The 15,355-nt window shown below is 69.8% G+C and carries 12 protein-coding genes; 6 read left to right on the plus strand and 6 right to left on the minus strand.

The features are described 5' to 3' along the window. Positions 1–98 precede the first annotated feature (98 nt). From whiA to secG, 5 genes are all read left to right on the plus strand, one after another. Positions 99–1,076: a DNA-binding protein WhiA gene (gene whiA, locus OVA15_RS04190; protein WP_206390177.1), complete on the plus strand. Its 978-nt coding sequence runs from the start codon at positions 99–101 to the stop codon at positions 1,074–1,076. Positions 1,077–1,407: 331 nt separating this feature from the next. Next, positions 1,408–2,412 carry a type I glyceraldehyde-3-phosphate dehydrogenase gene (gap, locus tag OVA15_RS04195; RefSeq protein ID WP_268143294.1) on the plus strand — a complete coding sequence of 335 codons (1,005 nt, stop codon included), beginning with the start codon at positions 1,408–1,410 and terminating at the stop codon, positions 2,410–2,412. A 245-nt stretch (positions 2,413–2,657) separates the two neighbouring features. Next, a complete protein-coding gene (locus OVA15_RS04200; protein ID WP_251714972.1) occupies positions 2,658–3,878 on the plus strand; it encodes a phosphoglycerate kinase in 1,221 nt (406 codons plus the stop codon). A 111-nt stretch (positions 3,879–3,989) separates the two neighbouring features. Then, entirely contained in the window at positions 3,990–4,805 is an 816-nt protein-coding gene (gene tpiA / locus OVA15_RS04205) for a triose-phosphate isomerase (RefSeq protein ID WP_206390178.1), read from the plus strand. 45 nt (positions 4,806–4,850) lie between these two features. Further along, on the plus strand, positions 4,851–5,120 hold the full coding sequence (gene secG / locus OVA15_RS04210) for a preprotein translocase subunit SecG (protein ID WP_006213185.1): 270 nt from the start codon (positions 4,851–4,853) through the stop codon (positions 5,118–5,120). Between the two features lie 73 nt (positions 5,121–5,193). Here the strand turns inward: secG and pgl are convergent, their stop codons facing one another. The 6 genes from pgl to tkt form a co-directional block, all read right to left on the minus strand. After that, entirely contained in the window at positions 5,194–5,961 is a 768-nt protein-coding gene (pgl, locus tag OVA15_RS04215; protein ID WP_058870892.1) for a 6-phosphogluconolactonase, read from the minus strand. Then, positions 5,958–7,010 carry a glucose-6-phosphate dehydrogenase assembly protein OpcA gene (locus OVA15_RS04220; protein ID WP_251714970.1) on the minus strand — a complete coding sequence of 351 codons (1,053 nt, stop codon included), beginning with the start codon at positions 7,008–7,010 and terminating at the stop codon, positions 5,958–5,960. The genes pgl and OVA15_RS04220 overlap by 4 nt, the downstream gene beginning before the upstream one ends. Further along, positions 7,007–8,551, minus strand: a complete 1,545-nt coding sequence (gene zwf / locus OVA15_RS04225) for a glucose-6-phosphate dehydrogenase (protein WP_268143299.1) — start codon at positions 8,549–8,551, stop codon at positions 7,007–7,009. The genes OVA15_RS04220 and zwf overlap by 4 nt, the downstream gene beginning before the upstream one ends. A gap of 241 nt (positions 8,552–8,792) precedes the next feature. Further along, positions 8,793–10,418, minus strand: coding sequence for a glucose-6-phosphate isomerase (locus OVA15_RS04230; RefSeq protein ID WP_206390180.1), 1,626 nt, complete (start codon positions 10,416–10,418; stop codon positions 8,793–8,795). A 193-nt stretch (positions 10,419–10,611) separates the two neighbouring features. Further along, entirely contained in the window at positions 10,612–11,718 is a 1,107-nt protein-coding gene (gene tal, locus OVA15_RS04235) for a transaldolase (RefSeq protein ID WP_024290448.1), read from the minus strand. 117 nt (positions 11,719–11,835) lie between these two features. After that, a complete protein-coding gene (gene tkt, locus OVA15_RS04240; RefSeq protein ID WP_206390181.1) occupies positions 11,836–13,965 on the minus strand; it encodes a transketolase in 2,130 nt (709 codons plus the stop codon). A gap of 335 nt (positions 13,966–14,300) precedes the next feature. Between tkt and OVA15_RS04245 the strand changes: the two genes are divergently transcribed. Beyond that, on the plus strand, positions 14,301–15,293 hold the full coding sequence (locus OVA15_RS04245) for a heme o synthase (RefSeq protein ID WP_206390182.1): 993 nt from the start codon (positions 14,301–14,303) through the stop codon (positions 15,291–15,293). The last annotated feature ends 62 nt before the right edge of the window (positions 15,294–15,355 follow it).

Here is a 15,355-nt window from a genome sequence, read left to right on the forward strand (position 1 = left end):
GAGCAGGGGCTGCCGCTATGGTGTCCCGGTGCCTCCCACGCGCTTCGGGCTGACGCGCGCCGGAGCACCCCCACAGCTTCTGCACCGAAAGGAATCTGATGTCCCTCACGGCATCGGTCAAGGAGGAGCTCGCCCGCACCGAGGTCACCAAGGCCTCGGAGCGCCGCGCTGAGCTCTCCGCCGTCCTGCGCTTCTCCGGCGGCCTGCACATCGTCTCCGGGCGCATCGTCATCGAGATCGAGCTGGACATGGCTGCGGTCGCCCGGCGCATGAGGTCCATCGTCATCGAGGAGTTCGGCCACACCTGCGAGCTCGGCGTGATCTCCGGCGGAGGAGGACTGCGCCGAGGCAGCAACTACGTGCTGCGCGTGGCACGGGACGGCGAGGCCCTGGCCCGCCGCACCGGCCTGCTGGATGCGCACGGACGACCGGTGCGCGGGCTGCCTCCGGTCGTGGTCAACGGCTCGGTCGGCGATGCCGCCGCCGTGCTGCGCGGAGCGTTCCTCTCCCACGGCTCGCTCACAGAGCCCGGGCGCTCCGGTGCCATGGAGTTCACCTGCCCCGGCCCCGAGGCGGCTCTGGCGCTGGTGGGTGCGGCCCGTCGCCTGGACGTGATCGCCAAGGCGCGCGAGGTCCGCGGCGGCGATCGGGTGGTGATCCGCGACGGAGATGCGATCGCCGCGCTGCTGACCCGCATGGGCGCCCATGACTGCCTCATGACGTGGGAGGAGCGGCGCATGCGCAAGGAGGTCCGTGCGACCGCCAACCGCCTCGCCAACTTCGACGACGCCAACCTGCGCCGCTCGGCGCAGGCAGCCGTGGCCGCCGGCGCGCGCGTCGAGCGGGCCATGGAGATCCTCGGCGACGACGTCCCCGAGCACCTGCGCATGGCCGGCGAGCTGCGCCTGGCCAACAAGCAGGCCTCCCTGGACGAGCTGGGGCGCCTGTCGGATCCGGTGCTGACCAAGGACGCGATCGCCGGGCGCATCCGCCGACTGCTGGCTATGGCCGACCGCCGCGCCGAGGAGCTGGGCATCGCCGGGACCGAGGGCGGGGAGCCGGGCGAGCGCGCCTGAGCCGGAAGGCGACCTCCGGGCCGCCTCCATCGACCTGAATGTTGGTTTGTGTGTGTTTCTGCGCCGAGGGCGCCCGAGGAAGTCGGGCTTTTCTCTGCGATCCTCTGGGCAACTGCGGTCGATGCCACTAGACTGAAGGGGACGAGAGGGTGAAGGGCCCGGAACGACAGCGTCGATCCGGGAGCGCTCGGACGGACGTGTGAACAGTTGCGTTCCCTCGGAAGCCCACTCAACCTCGAGCGATCAGAAGTGCGCCCGGCTCTGAACCGCTGGGACGGACTGGTCGCGCACTCGTCGAACGACGTCACCTCAGACAAGGAGATCGATCGCAGTGACCATCAAGGTTGGCATCAACGGCTTCGGCCGCATCGGACGCAGCTTCTTCCGCGCAGTCCGCGAGCAGGGCGAGAACATCGAGATCGTCGCCGTGAACGACCTCACCGAGGCGCAGACGCTGGTTCACCTGCTGAAGTACGACTCCATCAACGGCCGCTTCCCGGGTGAGGTCTCGCTCGAGAACGACACCCTCACCGTGGACGGGCACGAGGTCAAGCTGCTGGCCGAGAAGGACCCGGCGAACCTGCCCTGGGGCGAGCTCGGCGTGGACATCGTCGTGGAGTCCACCGGCTTCTTCACCAACGGCGACGCTGCCAAGGCCCACCTGGAGGCCGGCGCCAAGAAGGTCGTCCTGTCCGCTCCGGGCAAGAACATCGACGGCACCTTCGTGTTCGGCGTCAACGCGGACTCCTACGATCCCGCCACGCAGAACATCGTCTCCGGCGCGTCCTGCACCACGAACTGCCTGGCTCCCATGGCCAAGGTCCTCAACGACGAGTTCGGCATCGAGCGCGGCCTGATGACCACCATCCACGCATACACCTCGGATCAGCGACTGCAGGACGCCCCCCACAAGGACCTGCGCCGCGCCCGTGCCGCCGCCCTGAACATGGTCCCCACCAACACCGGTGCGGCCGCGGCCGTCGGCCTCGTGCTGCCGGAGCTGCAGGGCAAGCTGGACGGCTTCGCCGTGCGCGTTCCCACCCCCACCGGCTCGCTGGTGGACCTCACGATCGACGTCGCCAAGGACGTCACCGTCGAGTCGGTCAACGCGGCCATGAAGAAGGCCGCCGAGGGCCCCATGAAGGGCATCATCGAGTACAGCGAGGATCCCATCGTGTCCAAGGACATCGAGGGCTACCCGGTCTCGACCGTGTTCGACGCCCCGCTGACCAAGGTCATCGACAACCAGGTCAAGGTCATCGCCTGGTACGACAACGAGTGGGGCTACACCTCCCGCCTGGTCTCCCTGACGAACCTGGTCGCCTCCAAGTTCTGATCGAGCCTCTGCACGACCGCCTGCTCGGCCCCGGCCGGCACCTGGTCGTGAGGCACCTCGCGCGCGGGGCACTGCAGCTGTTCGCTGCGGCGCCCCGCGCGCTGTCGTCTGCGCACCCGCGCACCGACATCGGAGCTGCAACCGCCGTTCCGCCCGCGCAGACGGGATACTGGAGGCAGTCCGCGCCGTGGACCCGCCGGACCCCGCGCGGGCACCGCCAGAAGCCACAAGAAGGGAACACCGCCATGGCCAAGTCACTGGATGATCTGCTCGCCGAGGGCGTCTCGGGACGCCGCGTCCTGGTCCGCTCCGATCTCAACGTGCCGCTCGACGGCTCGACCGTCACCGACGACGGCCGCGTCCGCGCCTCGCTGCCCGTGATCACCAAGCTCTCGGAGGCAGGCGCCCGCGTCATCGTGTGCGCCCACCTGGGCCGCCCCAAGGGCCAGGTCGATCCCCAGTACTCGATCGCCCCGGCTGCCCAGAAGCTCGCCGAGCTCTCGGACCTCGACGTCCAGGTCGCCTCCGATGTCGTGGGCGAGGACGCCCAGGCCAAGGCCGAGGCGCTGAGCGACGGCCAGGTCCTGGTCATCGAGAACGTGCGCTTCGATCCCCGCGAGACGTCCAAGGACGAGACCGAGCGCCAGCAGTTCGCCCAGGAGCTCGCTGCCCTCACCGGTGAGAACGGTGCGTTCGTGGGCGATGCCTTCGGTGCCGTGCACCGCAAGCACGCCTCCGTCTACGACGTCGCCAAGATCCTGCCGTCCTACCTGGGCGATCTCGTCAAGACCGAGGTCGACGTCCTGACCAAGGTCGTCTCGAATCCCGATCATCCGTTCGTGGTCGTCATGGGCGGATCCAAGGTCTCGGACAAGCTCGCCGTGATCGAGAACCTCATCGGCCGCGCCGATCAGCTGCTGATCGGCGGCGGCATGGTCTTCACCTTCCTCAAGGCGCAGGGCTACTCGATCGGCTCCTCGCTCGTGGAGGACGATCAGCTCGACACCGTGAAGGGCTACCTCGATCGCGCGGCGGGGGAGGGCACGGAGATCGTCCTGCCCACCGACATCGTATACGCGGCCTCCTTCAGCGCCGACGCCGAGCACGAGGTCCGTCCCGTCGAGGACATCGAGGGCGGCTCCATCGGCGACTCCGGCATGGGCCTGGACATCGGACCGGACTCCGCCAAGGCCTTCGCGGAGGCCATCCGCGCCGCCAAGACGATCTTCTGGAACGGGCCCGCGGGCGTGTTCGAGATGGAGGCGTTCTCCGGCGGCACCCGGGCGATCGCCGAGGCGCTGGCCGAGGGCTCGGGCATGTCCGTCATCGGCGGCGGCGACTCCGCAGCCGCCGTGCGCACGCTCGGCTTCTCGGACGACCAGTTCGGACACATCTCCACCGGCGGCGGCGCATCCCTGGAGTTCATCGAGGGCAAGGAGCTGCCGGGCGTCGCCGTGATGGGCTGATCCGCTCCCGCTTCATCGCCGCCGTCGTCGTGCCGAGCACGGGCCCGCACGACGACGGCGGCGCAACCCCGCACCGACAGGCCCCGTGGGCCGCACACGAAGGAGACTCCCATGACCTCGCAGACCAATGGCGCATTCGATCGCACTCCGCTGATCGCCGGCAACTGGAAGATGAACCTCGACCACCAGCAGGGCGTGGCTCTGCTGCAGAAGCTGGCGTGGACGCTGCAGGATGCCAAGCACGACTTCGACCGCGTCGAGGTCGCCGTGTTCCCCCCCTTCACCGCCCTGCGCTCCGTGCAGACCGTCGTGACCGGCGATGACCTGCCCGTGCGCTTCGGCGGCCAGGATCTCTCCGATCAGGATTCCGGCGCCTACACCGGCGACATCTCCGGGGAGATGCTGGCCAAGCTCGGCTGCACGTACGTGCTGGTCGGGCACTCCGAGCGCCGCACGATCCACGGCGAGACCGACGAGCAGTGCCGGGCCAAGATCGAGGCCGCCCACCGCCACGGCCTGACCCCGGTGCTGTGCGTCGGCGAGGGCCTCGAGGTCCGCGAGGCCGGCCAGCACGTGGAGCACACGCTGGAGCAGGTCCGCGGCTCGATCAAGGGCCTGCCGGCCGAGAAGGTCGCCCAGCTCGTCATCGCCTACGAGCCCGTGTGGGCCATCGGCACCGGCAAGGTCGCCGGACCGGAGGATGCCCAGGAGATGTCGGCGGCCATCCGCGCCGAGCTCGTGAAGGTCTACGACGAGCAGACAGCCCAGTCGACCCGCATCCTCTACGGCGGCTCCGTGAAGTCCAAGAACGTCGCGGAGATCCTGCGCGGCAAGGACGTCGACGGCGCCCTGGTCGGCGGTGCCAGCCTCGATGCGGATGAGTTTGCTAGCATTGTGAAGTTCGAGCAGCACCTCACGACCGACTGATCTCGCTCGGTCGGCTGCCCGGACCACGACTTCAGAGGGAGATCCATGGAGATCCTGCAAGACATCCTGCTGGGGATCATCGTCCTCACCAGCGTTCTGGCGGTCGTCCTGGTCCTGCTCAACAAGGGCAAGGGCGGCGGACTGTCGGACATGTTCGGCGGCGGCATGACCCAGTCGCTGAACACGTCGGGCGTCGCGCAGAAGAACCTCGTGCGGCTGACCACCACGGTGATCATCGTCTGGGCTGTGTGCATCGCCGCCTACGGCATCTCGATGCGTTTCGTGGAGACCGCGGCTCCGACCGCCGGACTCTGAGCCGCAGTCGCCGCAGGAAAGAGGCCCTGCCTCCCCTTCTCGGGGAGGCAGGGCCTCTTTCCTGTGCTCCGTCTCAGCCGCGGCCCTCGGGAAGGGCGTCGGGCGTGCCGTAGAGGCGCGTGCTGACGGTGCCCCGGGCACCGCAGGCCGGCGTCTGCTCGAGCGGACCTCCGGCCAGCAGGCGGCCCACGGCCTCGGTCTTGTCCTCGCCGGCCACCACGAACCACACGTGGGCGGCGGTGCGGATCAGCGGCAGCGTCATGGACACGCGCAGCGGGGGCGGCTTGGGGGAGTCGTGGACGGCCACCACAGTGGCCTCCTCGATCTCCAGCTCCGGACGCCCCGGGAACACCGAGGCCACATGGCCGTCCGGGCCCACGCCCAGCAGGGCGATGTCGAGGGGCGGAAGCCCGCCGGTGCCCTGATCGGCGGCCGCAGCGCGAAGCTCGTCGAGGTAGTCCTGCGCGGAGTCCTCCGGCGTGGAGAACTCATCGGCGCTGCCGATCACGTGGACGTTCTCCGGCGGCAGCTGCAGTTCGGGGGCCGCGGCGGTCACGGCGTCCATGGCCTGCTGCACATTGCGCTCGGAATCGCCGCGGGGCAGGAAGCGCTCATCCGACCACCAGAAATCGATCCGGGACCAGTTCAGGTCCTGCTCCGTGGTCCGCGAGGCCGCGGCCAGAGCAGCGACTGACTTGGTGCCCATGGTCCCGCCGGTGAGGGCGATCGAGGCGCGGCCGCGCTGCTGCTGGGCCTGCGCGAGGACCGCGATCGCCTCGCGGGTCACCAGGTCGGCGAGCTCGTCCTTGGACGAGGCGGTGCGGATCTCGGGTGCGCTCATGACCGCTCCTCCGTGAGGTGCTCCTGCTCGGCTGCCTCGGCGTCGGCCTCCTGGCCGGAGACCCACAGCTGATCCGTCGATTCTGCGGGATCCGCGAATCCGGACTCGGCGGGGGACTGCCCGGCCTGGAACAGGGTCTCGAAGTCGACCACCGCGCGCAGGACGTCGCCGTAGACCTCATCCGGGTCCAGGCGGCGCAGCTCCTCGGCCAGGCAGGCGCTGAGGGTCCGGTGCGGCAGGGCGACCGTCTGGTCGTGCTGACCGGGCTGGCTCAGCGTGGCCAGGGTGTCGCCGGGGCGGTCCAGGACGATCTCGCCGTCCTCGCGGACCAGGCGGACCGTGTCCAGGCCGTGCTCGCAGCGCTCCGAGTGCTCCAGGCGCACGGGGCAGTCCAGCCGAGAACCCAGCCAGGACCCCAGCAGCCGGACGCGGGAGGATTCCTCGGCGCCGGTGATGACGACCTCGACCATGGGGCTGGGCGGGGCCTGCTCGTAGGCCGCAGAGAGCTGGACGCGCCACATGGTCAGCCGCGTCCAGGAGATGTCGGTGTCGCCGGGACGGTAGTTGGCCGCCAGGTCTGCCAGCGTCTGCACGACGTCCTCCGCGGTGGTGGAGTCGGTGATGCGGCGGTGGGCGATCCGGCCGATCGACGACGCGGCGGGGCTGACCGGCACCCGATGCGGCCACCAGGCCACGATAGGGGCGTCCGGCAGCAGCAGCGCCGAGACCAGGGTCTCGGACGGCTCGGCGAGCTCGCCGTAGCCGTGCAGCACGACGACCTCCGAGGCACCGGCGTCGCCGCCGGCGCGGACCTGGGCGTCCAGGCGCGTGGAGTCGTTCACGGAGTGCGCCACGTGCATGATGATGCGGCACGGGTGCTCGTGGGAGGCCTCGATCGCGGCATCCAGGGCCTTCTCGGAGTGCCCGGCTTCGGCCACGATCACGAGCGTGAGGACGCGGCCCAGGGTGACCACGCCGCTCTCCTCGCGCAGGCGCTGCAGGGTCTTGTCGACGTCTGCGGTGGTGGTGTTCTCGAGGGTGATGATCACGGTCGCCTCCAGGTCCTTCCTTCTCGCTGCATCAGCCGGTCCGCCGATGCGGGTCCCCAGGAGCCGGGGGCGTAGGTCTCGGGGCGCACGTCATGGGCGGCCCAGTACTGCTCGAACGGGTCGAGGATCTTCCAGGACAGCTCGACCTCCTCGTGATCCGGGAACAGCGGCGGCTCGCCGAGCAGCACGTCCAGGATCAGGCGCTCGTAGGCCTCGGGGGAGGACTCGGTGAACGCATGGCCATAGCCGAAGTCCATGGTGACGTCGCGGATCTCCGACTGCGTGCCGGGGACCTTCGAGCCGAAGCGGATCGTCACGCCCTCGTCGGGCTGGATGCGGATCACGACCGCGTTCTGACCGAACTCCTCGGTGTCGTGCGGGGTGAACAGGCGGTTGGGGGTGCGCTTGAAGATCACGGCGATCTCGGTGACGCGCCGGCCCAGGCGCTTTCCGGCCCGCAGGAAGAACGGCACGCCCTGCCAGCGGCGGTTGTCGACCTCGAGGCGCAGCGCCGCGAAGGTCTCCGTGCGCGAGTCCGAGGGGATGTCCTGCTCCTCGAGGAAGCCCTTGACCTCCTCGCCGCCCTGAAGGCCCTCGCCGTACTGGCCGATGGCCGAGGACTCGCCGAGGTCGTCGCCGAGCACGACAGCCGAGAGGACCTTGGCCTTCTCGTAGCGCAGCGCACGGGCGGTGAAGCTGCCGGGCTCCTCCATGGCGGTCAGCGCCAGCAGCTGCAGCAGGTGGTTCTGGATGACGTCGCGGGCCGCGCCCACGCCGTCGTAGTACCCGGCGCGGGTCCCGATCCCGATCGACTCCGCCATGGTGATCTGCACGTGATCGATGTGGTCGGCATTCCACAGGGGCTCGTACATGGCGTTGGCGAAGCGCATGGCCAGGATGTTCTGGACCGTCTCCTTGCCCAGGTAGTGGTCGATCCGGAAGATCGCGTCGTGGGAGAACACGCTCTCCACGATCGAGTTGAGCTCCTTGGCGGATTCGAGATCGTGGCCGAAGGGCTTCTCGATGACCACGCGGCGCCAACCCTCGGCCTCGGGGTTCTCCGCCAGGCCGTGCTCGGCCAGCTGCTGGCACACGAGCTCGAAGGCCTTGGGCGGGATCGAGAGGTAGAAGGCGTGGTTGCCCCGGGTGCCGCGGTCCTCATCGAGCTCGGCGAGGACCTCGGTCAGGCGGTCGTAGGCGGCGGAGTCGTCGAACTCGCCCTGCACGAAGCGCAGGCCGGCGGCGAACTGCTGCCACACGGTCTCCTGGAACTCGGTGCGGGCGTTGGCCATCACCGATTTGCGGGCGTAGGCGGCGAAGTCCTCGTGGCTCCACTGGCGGCGTCCGAAGCCGACCAGCGAGAACGACGGCGGCAGCAGGCCCCGGTTCACGAGGTCGTACATGGCGGGCAGCAGCTTCTTGCGGGCGAGATCGCCCGTCACGCCGAAGAGCACGAGGGCCGACGGTGCGGCAACGCGGGCGAGGCGGCGATCGCAGGGATCGCGCAGCGGATTGGTCGAAGGAGGTGCGGAATGCGGCACGGGGCTCCTCTGGAGAGCAGGGCTGGGGTGCGGGCACGACGTCGGGTGCGCGGAGCATCCGAGGACGTCGGGCGGGGATGAGACTACTCCTGCCCGACGACGGCCGAGCGGCGGCGGCGGGGGAGCAGCGCGAGAACGCGGCGAGAGCCGGGTCCGGCGTGCGCGGCGCCGCCGCCCTGAGAGCGGGCGACGGCGCGGCGCAGGCTGAGGCCGGACGGGGTCCGTTTCTGCCAGGACCGGGTCAGCGGCCCAGGATCGCGTGCAGGACGTCGAGCACCTGGCTGACGCCGGTCTCGCGATCGGTGAGGCGCAGCTGCAGCACGGGGCGGTCGTGTTCGCGCAGCACCTGGGCGTCGCCGTCGGCCTGGGCGGAGATCAGCTCGCCGAAGGTGAAGTCGCCGCCCGGGATGTCCAGGTCGGTGTCCGAGGCTGCAGTGATCTGCAGGAACGAGCCCACGGGGGTGCCGCCCTTGTGGAACTGACCGGTCGAGTGGAGGAAGCGCGGGCCCCAGCCGAACGTGGTGGGACGTCCGGTGATGCTGGCCAGCAGCGGACGGGCATCCTCGAGCTCGGTCCAGGTCAGACGGTCGAAGTACGCCTGGACAGCCAGGTAGCCGTTGTCCGGCAGCGTCTTCAGCAGAGCCTGGATGGCCCCGCGCAGGTCATCGGCTCCGTCCAGCAGCGAGGCGTCGCCGCGGATCTCCACGGAGCCGTCGACGAGGTCCGCCGGAGTCGGCTCGGGCTTGTCCGCGAGCACGGCGCGAGTGGCGATCTTGGCGGACTCGACATCCGGCTGATCGAACGGGTTGATCTTCAGCAGGGCGCCGGCCACGGAGGTGGCCACCTCCCACAGCAGCATCTGCGCGCCGAGCGAGCCGGCGACCGCCACAGCGTCGACGTCTCCAGTCAGGACGCTCTCGTCGTCCGAGGCCACCAGCAGCGCCGGCAGGACGTCGGCGGCCACGGGGGCCTGCAGCTCGGGAGCGTCCTGGCCCACGACGACGGGGAGGATGCCGGTGCCCAGCTTGCCGGTCGACTCTGCGATCAGCTGCTCGGCCCAGTCGGCGAATCCGACGATGCCGGAGCCGCGGTCCTGCAGCACGATCTTGTCGCGCAGCGGCGAGGTGCCGCCAAGGGCCGCACCGAGGCGCAGAGCCAGGTTGTCCCCGGCGTCCTCGCGCAGCATCTCGGCGGCGGCCTCGGCGTCATCCAGCAGGGCGGTGATGTCTGCGCCTGCCAGCCCCGAGGGGACCAGGCCGAAGGCCGTCAGGGCGGAGAAGCGCCCGCCCACCGAGGCATCGGCGTTGAAGACGGCGCGATACCCGGCCTCGCGGGCGGTCTTATCGAACGGGGAGCCCGGATCGGTCACGACCACCAGACGGCGCGCCGGATCGATCCCGGCATCCGTGAAGGCCTTCTCGAAGGCGCGACGGGCCGAGTCGGTCTCGACGGTCGAGCCGGACTTGGAGGAGATGATCGCCGCGGTGCGGCCGATGCGATCCGACAGCGCCGCCTGGACCATCACCGGGTCCGTGGAGTCGAGCACGAACAGCTCTACGCCTGCGGTGCGGGTGATGACCTCGGGGGCCAGCGAGGAGCCGCCCATGCCCGCGAGCACGAAGCGGTCGACGCCCTCGGCCTCGAACGCCGAGCGAAGCTCGAGGATCTCCTCGATCAGGGGGCGGGAGACGTCGTGCGCCTCGACCCAGCCCAGGCGCTTCGAGGCCTCGTCCTCGGCGTCGGCGCCCCACAGGGTGTGGTCCTTGGCGAACAGCCGCGAGGCGAAGCGGTCCTCGACGAGCTGCGGCACGTGGCGATCGATGGCTTCGCGGGCGGCGCCCGCGGCGGTGACGGAAAGGGTGCTCATGATGTCCTCTCGATGAGCGGGGCTCCGGTTCGGCCGTCGGCGGCCGATCTGCCTCGCGATCCGATGCTTGAAGTCCTGCGATGCTGCGGTCCTGCGGTGCGTCGGCCCGTCCGCTGCGGCGACGGCCGGAGCGGACGGGCCGACGGGGGCCACCGGACAGCGAGCAGACGCGAGATCCGGTGGCCTGAGGGACTCAGCGCGAGGAGTCCAGCGCCGACTGCACGGTCTCGAGCAGCTCGGCCCAGGAGGCCTCGAACTTCTCGACGCCCTCCTTCTCGAGCAGGTTCACGACCTCGTCGTAGTCGATGCCCAGCTCGGCCAGGCGGTCCAGGTGCGCGTTGGACTCGTCATAGGTGCCGGTGATCGTGTCGCCGGTGATCTCCGAGTGATCGGCCACGGCGTCCAGGGTCTTCTCCGGCATGGTGTTCACGACGTCGGCGGCCACCAGTCCGTCCACGTAGAGCGTGTCCGGCAGCGACGGGTCCTTGGTGCCGGTCGAGGCCCACAGGGGGCGCTGGGCGTTGGCGCCGGCCGAGGCCAAGCGCTTCCAGCGCTCCGTGGAGAACGCCTCCTGGTAGACCTGGTAGGCCAAGCGGGCATTGGCCAGGCCGGCCTTGGACTTCAGCGCGGTCGCCTCATCGGTGCCGATGGCATCCAGGCGCTTGTCGACCTCGGAGTCCACGCGGGAGACGAAGAACGAGGCGACCGAGTGGATCTTCGAGAGGTCCTTGCCGTTCTCCAGCGCCTGCTCCAGACCGGTCTGGAACGCGTTGATGACGGCACGGTAGCGCTCGAGCGAGAAGATCAGGGTCACGTTGACCGAGATGCCCTCGGCCAGCGTGGCAGTGATCGAGGGGAGGCCGACCTCGGTGGCCGGGATCTTGATCAGCACGTTGTCGCGATCGATGGTCTGCGCCAGGCGCTGGGCCATCTCCGAGGTGGCCTGGGCGTCATTCGCCATCCGGGGATCGACCTCGATCGAGACGCGGCCGTCCTTGCCCTGGGTCGCCTGGGCGATCGGGGCGAAGACGTCGCATGCGTCGCGGACGTCGTCGGTCGTGATCCGGAAGACGGCCTCGTCGACGTCGACGCCCTCGGCGGCCAGCTCCTTGACCTGAGCCGCGTAGGACTCCCCGTTGGACAGCGCGCCCGCGAAGATCGTGGGGTTCGTGGTCACGCCCACGACGTCCTTGGTGTCGATGAGCTCCTGCAGGTTGCCGGTGCTCAGACGCTCGCGGGAGAGGTCGTCGAGCCAGATGGAGACTCCGGCCTGGGAGAGCTTGGCAGTGGTGTCGGTCATGATGATGCTCCTGTGATGTCGAAGGATCGTCAGTGCGTCTGCGGTGCAGGCGACGCTGCGTGGTCGTGCTGGGGCCGGTGACTGCGGCCGACGGATCGGCCGCAGTCACCGGGTGCGTCACTTCGCGGCGGCGATGGACTCCTGGGCCTTCTCGACGACGGCCTCGGCGGTGATGCCGAACTCGCTGTAGAGGCGCTCGTAGGCGGCGGAGGCGCCGAAGTGCTCGAGCGAGACAGCGCGGCCGCTCGAGCCGAGCAGGTCGTTCCAGGACATGGCGATGCCGGCCTCGACGCTCACGCGGGCGGTGAGCTCGCGGGGGATCACGGACTCGCGGTAGTCCTGGTCCTGGGCGTCGAACCACTCGCGGCACGGCATGGACACGACGCGCGCGCCGATGCCCTTCTCCTTGAGCTGCTCGCGGGCCTCCACGGCCAGCTGCACCTCGGATCCGGTGCCGATGAGGACGACGTCCAGGGACGTGCCCTCCGGGGCGTCGGCCAGGACGTAGCCGCCCTTGGCAGTGCCCTCGGCCGAGGCGAAGGCCTCGCCCTCGCCGTCCGGGTGGATGTCCTCGCGGCGGAACGTGGGGACGTTCTGGCGGGTCAGCGCCAGGCCGGAGGGGCTCTCCGTGGTCTCCATGATGGTCCGCCAGGCCACCGAGGTCTCGTTGGCGTCGGCCGGGCGCACGACGTTCAGGCCCGGGATGCCGCGCAGCGAGCTGAGCTGCTCGACCGGCTGGTGCGTGGGGCCGTCCTCGCCCAGGCCGATCGAGTCGTGGGTCCAGATGTAGATCGACGGGACCCGCATGACCGCGCCGAGGCGCACTGCCGGGCGCTGGTAGTCCGAGAAGATCAGGAACGTGCCCGAGAAGGCGCGCGTCTGCGACGACATGGTGATGCCGTTGACGATGGCGGCAGCGGCGTGCTCGCGGATGCCGAAGTGCAGGACGCGTCCGTACGGGTCCGCCGAGAACTTCTTGGTGGTGCGGCTGGACGGGTTGAACGAGTTGGCCGACTCGATCGTGGTGTTGTTCGATCCCGCGAGGTCGGCGGAGCCGCCCCACAGCTCGGGGAAGGTGTCGGCGATCGCGTTGATGACCTTGCCGGAGGCCGCGCGGGTGGCCACGGTCTCACCGGCAGGGAACTGCGGGAAGGCCTCGGCGTAGCCCTCGGGGAGGGTGCCGTCGCGCAGGCGGTCGTAGAGCTCGGCGCGGTCCGGGTGGGCCTGGCGCCACTCGGCGAAGCCCTTCTCCCACTCCTCGCGATCGGCCTTGCCGCGCTCGACGAGCTCGCGGGTGTGCGACAGGACCTCGTCCTCGATCACGAAGCTCTGCTCGGCGTCGAAGCCGAGGACCTTCTTGGTGGCCGCGAGCTCCTCGGCACCGAGCTTGGAGCCGTGGATGCCGCCGGTGTTCTGCTTGCTGGGCGCCGGATAGCCGATGATCGTCTTGAGGCAGATCAGCGACGGGGCGGAGGTCTCCGCCTCCGCAGCCCGGATGGCGTCGTGCAGGCCCTGGACGTCCTCGACGTACTCGTTGCCGTTGGGGCCGCCTGCGGTCCAGTCCACGGTCTGGACGTGCCAGCCGTAGGCCTTGTAGCGCTCGGCGACGTTCTCGGTGAACGCGACGTCGGTGTCGTCCTCGATCGAGATCTGGTTCTGGTCGTAGATCGCGATGAGGTTGCCGAGCTCCTGATGCCCGGCCAGCGACGACGCCTCAGAGGTCACGCCCTCCTGGAGGTCGCCGTCGGAGACGATCGTGTAGACGCGGTGGTCGAACGGGGACTGGCCCGGCGCGGACTCGGGGTCGAAGAGCCCACGGGTGTAGCGCTGGGCGTAGGCGAAGCCCACGGCCGAGGAGAGGCCCTGGCCCAGCGGGCCGGTGGTGATCTCCACGCCGGCCGTATGGCGGTACTCCGGGTGGCCCGGGGTCTTGGAGCCCCAGGTGCGCAGCTCCTCCAGGTCCTTCATCTCCAGGCCGAACCCGCCCAGGAAGAGCTGGATGTACAGCGTCAGCGAGGTGTGGCCCGGGGAGAGGATGAAGCGGTCGCGGCCGGTCCAGCGATCATCGCTGGGGTCATGGCGCATGACCTTCTGGAAGAGCAGGTAGGCGGCCGGGGCCAGGCTCATGGCCGTCCCGGGATGTCCTGAGCCCACCTTCTCCACGGCGTCCGCGGCGAGCACGCGGACGGTGTCCACGGCGCGGCGGTCGACATCGGTCCAGGTGAGTGTCTGATCAGACTGAGGCACAGGTGCACTGTCCTTTCTCGGGGCGCATGGCACCGCTCGCACGTGCGGCGATGCCGGAGTTGTGGATCCAGCCTAGATCACCCGTCGGTCAGCGGAAGGGGTGATTCCGTGGTTTGCCTGAGGGCGTAGTCGATGCCTCCTCCTGTCGCATCGCCGGTGATGCGTCGCGGGCCACGGCGCGAGCGGCCATGAGGGTCTAGACTGGGCAGACCATCCCCGTCGCACGCCATCCGCCAGGCGCCGCGCACACTCCTTCCGGGCCCGGGTCGGCCTGGACGACGGGGAGTCCGTTTCCGAGTCGTCGACCCCGTCACCGTTCCAGGGAGTCAGTTCACGTGAGTTCAGCGCAGGTCTCCAGGCATGCAGCACCGACCGGTCCCCAGGAGCCGTCGGATGCGCGTCGGGAGAGCGGGCGGACCACACCTGGTCAGCGCGTGCGGGCGTACCTGCAGCTGATGAAGCTGCGCATCGTCGAGCTGCTGCTCGTGGCCACGGTGCCGACCATGATCTTCGCCCACCACTACCACGGCAACGGCGGCTTCCCGAGCATCTGGCTGATCCTGGTCACCCTTGTGGGCGGCACGCTCTCCGCAGGTGCCGCGGGCGCCTTCAACTCCTACATCGACCGCGAGTCCGACCGGCTGATGAAGCGCACCTCCAAGCGCCCGCTGGTCACTCGCGTGGTCAACGACTGGGAGGCCCTGGTCCTGGGCTGGGTCCTCTCGGTGGCCTCGGTGCTGCTGTTCGCCCTGGCGGTCAACGTCCTGTCGGGCGTGCTGACGGCCGCGGCGATCTTCCTCTACGCGGTCTTCTACTCGATCATCCTCAAGCGGCGGACCAGCCAGAACATCGTCTGGGGCGGGATCGCCGGCTGCATGCCGGTGCTGATCGCCTGGGCCGCGGTGACGGGGACCGTCGAGTGGCCGGCCGTCGTGCTGTTCGCGGTGATCTTCCTGTGGACCCCGCCCCACTACTGGCCGCTGTCGATGAAGTACTCGGACGACTACGCCCGCGCCGGGATCCCCATGCTCGGGGCGATCGCCTCGGATGGGCGCGTGGCCAGCCAGGTCGTGCTCTACGCCTGGGCCACCGTCATCTGCTCGCTGCTGCTCGTCCCGGTCGGCGGCGCCGGCTGGGTCTACGCCGTGGTCACGCTGGCCGCCGGAGCCTGGTTCCTGCTGCAGTGCCACCGGCTGCTGGGGCTGGCCAGCCAGGCTGAGCCCACCTCCACACAGGCCATGAAGGTCTTCCACGGCTCGATCACCTATCTGAGCCTCGTGTTCGTGGCCGTGGCGCTGGATCCGTTCCTCGGCGGACCGATCCTCTGAACGTCGCTCAGCTGACGCACGGCGACCCTCGCGCCCGCCGACCAGCCGGTTCGCGCTGAGTC

The sequence above is a fragment of the Kocuria sp. SL71 genome (assembly GCF_026672465.1).
GTDB classification, from domain to species: domain Bacteria; phylum Actinomycetota; class Actinomycetes; order Actinomycetales; family Micrococcaceae; genus Kocuria; species Kocuria palustris.

Coding starts and splice junctions, on each gene's coding strand:
- whiA (WP_206390177.1), top strand. CDS start 99: ATGTCCCTCACGGCATCGGTCAAGGAGGAGCTCGCCCGCACCGAGGTC.
- OVA15_RS04200 (WP_251714972.1), top strand. CDS start 2,658: ATGGCCAAGTCACTGGATGATCTGCTCGCCGAGGGCGTCTCGGGACGC.
- tpiA (WP_206390178.1), top strand. CDS start 3,990: ATGACCTCGCAGACCAATGGCGCATTCGATCGCACTCCGCTGATCGCC.
- secG (WP_006213185.1), top strand. CDS start 4,851: ATGGAGATCCTGCAAGACATCCTGCTGGGGATCATCGTCCTCACCAGC.
- pgl (WP_058870892.1), bottom strand. CDS start 5,961: ATGAGCGCACCCGAGATCCGCACCGCCTCGTCCAAGGACGAGCTCGCC.
- OVA15_RS04230 (WP_206390180.1), bottom strand. CDS start 10,418: ATGAGCACCCTTTCCGTCACCGCCGCGGGCGCCGCCCGCGAAGCCATC.
- tal (WP_024290448.1), bottom strand. CDS start 11,718: ATGACCGACACCACTGCCAAGCTCTCCCAGGCCGGAGTCTCCATCTGG.